The organism is Halorhabdus salina (genome assembly GCF_013839425.1).
Classification (GTDB): Archaea; Halobacteriota; Halobacteria; order Halobacteriales; family Haloarculaceae; genus Halorhabdus; species Halorhabdus salina.
The window spans coordinates 1-2,858 of the sequence record NZ_JACDNP010000020.1; the positions used below are offsets into that span (position 1 = coordinate 1).

The 2,858-nt window shown below is 55.0% G+C and carries 3 protein-coding genes; 1 reads left to right on the plus strand and 2 read right to left on the minus strand.

Features of this window, described 5'->3' with window-relative positions:
- Positions 1–332: 332 nt before the first annotated feature.
- Both HZR20_RS14265 and HZR20_RS14270 read right to left on the minus strand, forming a co-directional pair.
- Complete coding sequence (locus tag HZR20_RS14265; protein WP_181687417.1) at positions 333–839, minus strand: hypothetical protein; 507 nt, start codon at positions 837–839, stop codon at positions 333–335.
- Positions 840–844: 5 nt separating this feature from the next.
- On the minus strand, positions 845–1,402 hold the full coding sequence (locus HZR20_RS14270) for a DUF7342 family protein (protein ID WP_181687415.1): 558 nt from the start codon (positions 1,400–1,402) through the stop codon (positions 845–847).
- 535 nt (positions 1,403–1,937) lie between these two features.
- Between HZR20_RS14270 and HZR20_RS14275 the strand changes: the two genes are divergently transcribed.
- Positions 1,938–2,408 carry a hypothetical protein gene (locus tag HZR20_RS14275; RefSeq protein WP_181687416.1) on the plus strand — a complete coding sequence of 157 codons (471 nt, stop codon included), beginning with the start codon at positions 1,938–1,940 and terminating at the stop codon, positions 2,406–2,408.
- Positions 2,409–2,858 lie beyond the last annotated feature (450 nt).

The window sequence follows — 2,858 nt, forward strand, 5'->3', positions numbered from 1 at the left end:
CCACTCCCTGCTTCAAATCCCTCAGAATCACGAATTCGTCGCTCGCGATTTGCGAGCGACAGAAGTACGGGCGCTGAGGGCGCTCGTTCGATGGACGAACGGATTCCCTTTCAGGACGTGAGACGGCCGCAATCTGCCGTCTGAGTATCGAAAACCCGTCAGAACTATTATCTATTTTCAAGAAGCTGCGAGATACACGGCGCGTATTCAGCACGAGCGGTTGTATCAATCCCTCGATAGAGGCTGTTTCACCGTGTCCGGCAAGACCTTCGTGCCTTCGTCAAGCATTACGAGCATATGAGAGAGAACCGGATTCGTGAGGAGAGGCTGTCTTACTGCAAGTTTTCCTTCGAGACGCTTGGGATGTCGTCATCCCAGTCGATCACAAGGAGGACGTCCACGAGATCATCGATCCGTCGATCGAATACATTGAGCGGATGGACATCGAGAAATGCCGCACGCTCTCGTTGTATTGTCTCGCCTTGGTAATCAATCTGGAAATGACACTCTCCGAGATCCATGTGGGTTTCGTCTTGGTGCCAGCCGAGCATGAGGTCACGCGCTGACTCGACCCACTGAATGGAGTAATAATCGTAGGCGGCGTCCGCGGGAAAATCGAACGAGACCTGGAGCTCAGCTTCATCGGTAGGATAAGATGTCCCGAGGAACTTCTCGGGAGTAATCGTCGCCCGGACGCCGACTTTGTTCCCTTGTGAGGTGTGATACCAGACCTGTTCAATCGGAGATGTCTCGTCAGTGACCTGGGTCTGAAGTTTGTTGTGGAGTCGCGTGAGGAGCGTCCGTGTATCGAGATTCGCGCGATTGGCGAGGAAGATCATCGGCACTACTGTGTAAGTGAGACAGAGGAAGTCGAAGACGCGTTCCCTCCGGGATAGAGCGACCGGGCATCGTCGTAGAGTTCGAGGGCGTGCTTGAGGAGCCGTTTGTTGTCCTCGTGGCGCTCCCACTGACGGAGCACACTGTTGCGGTCCCGAACAGCCTCACTCGTGAGATTGCCGTCGGCCAGCGTCGATTCGAGTTCGTCTCGGGATTCGACGTCGAATTCACGCTTCCACTCGTCGATGGTCTCTTGAATCGTGGCAATCTCCTCACGCAGTTCTTCACGCGTGTGGCTGTTGATCAACTCGGTCACTTCGTTGAAGTAGCGTCGCTGGTAGTTTGGCGCGTACTTCGTGTTCCCGTCGTCACCGTCGATCGCGTGGACTTGCCCGAATTCGACGAGCATCTCCAACTCGTCTTTGGCAGTCTGCCAAGAGGAGACCTGCGCCTGGTCGCGCACCCATTCGACTGATCGCGGTTCGGTGAGCGTCGTTGCGATCTCCCTGGCGCGTTCGCGGGCCGTCAAGTCCTTCGTCCACGATTCGAGACCCTGGTCTGTCATATCCGATAGTAGTTTCTGGACTCTATTATAGGTTTGGATGGATCACATATATACGAGAGTAAGGAGCCATCTTGATACAGAGAGGGGACCTCGGCCTTGACGGCACTTCGCGCCGTCTGCCCGTGACAGCGACGTTCGTTCGATCATCGAACGAAAGCAAACACAGTTCGTTCACACGGCATCTCGGCCCGTCGCTGTCATGCGATTGGAACCGCAAAAACCAGCTACGGGCGCTGAGGGCGCTCGTTAGGCTGTCGAACGGATTATCTTTTAGGGCGTGAGACGGCCGAATTCGGGAGTCTGAAAACCAGAATTTGATAGAAATGAAATATATTTTGCACACTGTGCTGAATACAAGGCGCGAGTCTTGCACGATGATAGTCCAATATATAGCCGACGGAGAGAATCAGTCGAACAGAGGGTGGCATTAGCAAGTGGCTATCGTTGGTATCACACTGATACTCAGGCCATCCTGTCAGTACGTGTGCTGGCGCTACATCGGAAAGAATATCTGACCAACTGACAGTATGGATGTATGCCACAGTCCTCCCGTCGCCAATTTCTCCGCGCTGGTGGCTTCACGCTCAGCCTCGGCCTCGCAGGATGTTCCCTTCCCTTACAGTCCTCCAGTGAGACCGAAACTACGGGCCAACAAATCGGGGCAATCAATCTCGACAATGGGACTGATGAGACCGTGACGGCGTCCGTGTTCCTCCTTCGTGATGGCAACCGCATATACTGGGAGACTCACGAATTGGATAACAACGGCAGTCTCAGACTGACCCCACCGACGTATGAAGGAGGTACAGGTCACCACCTCCTCGGTATCCGAAATACCGATACGAACACCACCGAGGTGCTTGATGTGACTGAATGGGCACAGCACCAGTCCGAGGACGATAACTGTTACTTCATCTGGGTGACGCTGAGCGAGACAGGAATACGGATCGGGAGAGCAACAGGGTTAGACGAATATAAGAACTGCACGGCATCGGACGCTGGATAAACAGCGTATAGACGCCAAGGCATTGCGCGATTTGCCGTGTTATCGCTTCGACGCATATTAGCTCCCGGCACGCAGGCTCAGTGAGCACTGGTTCAGCGTCCCCGATGAGAACGAAAAGAACCCCTCGTGCTGAACTCATGCTCTGTATGCAGCACCGCCATCCTGACAGACAGCAAATGAGTTTGGGTGCGATCTTTCTCCGCCGACAGCGGTCACTCCCTGTCAACCACCGATTGATATTCTGCCACAGGACCAGTGTGGCTGGACGCGACCTCCCGTACCAGCCACTCGCTCGTCGAACGAAAGCTCACACAGTTCGTTCACACGGCGTCTCGACCCGCCGCTGTCGGGCGATTAGAACCACGAAAATCGGCTACGGGCGCTGAGGGATTTGAACCCCAGTCGCTCCCGTTCGCTCGCTACGCTCGCTCACCTCCCACTCCCTGCTTC

Bases quoted from the DNA above. Each gene is read 5' to 3' on its own strand.
- HZR20_RS14275 (WP_181687416.1), top strand. From the start codon at position 1,938: ATGCCACAGTCCTCCCGTCGCCAATTTCTCCGCGCTGGTGGCTTCACG.
- HZR20_RS14270 (WP_181687415.1), bottom strand. From the start codon at position 1,402: ATGACAGACCAGGGTCTCGAATCGTGGACGAAGGACTTGACGGCCCGC.
- HZR20_RS14265 (WP_181687417.1), bottom strand. From the start codon at position 839: ATGATCTTCCTCGCCAATCGCGCGAATCTCGATACACGGACGCTCCTC.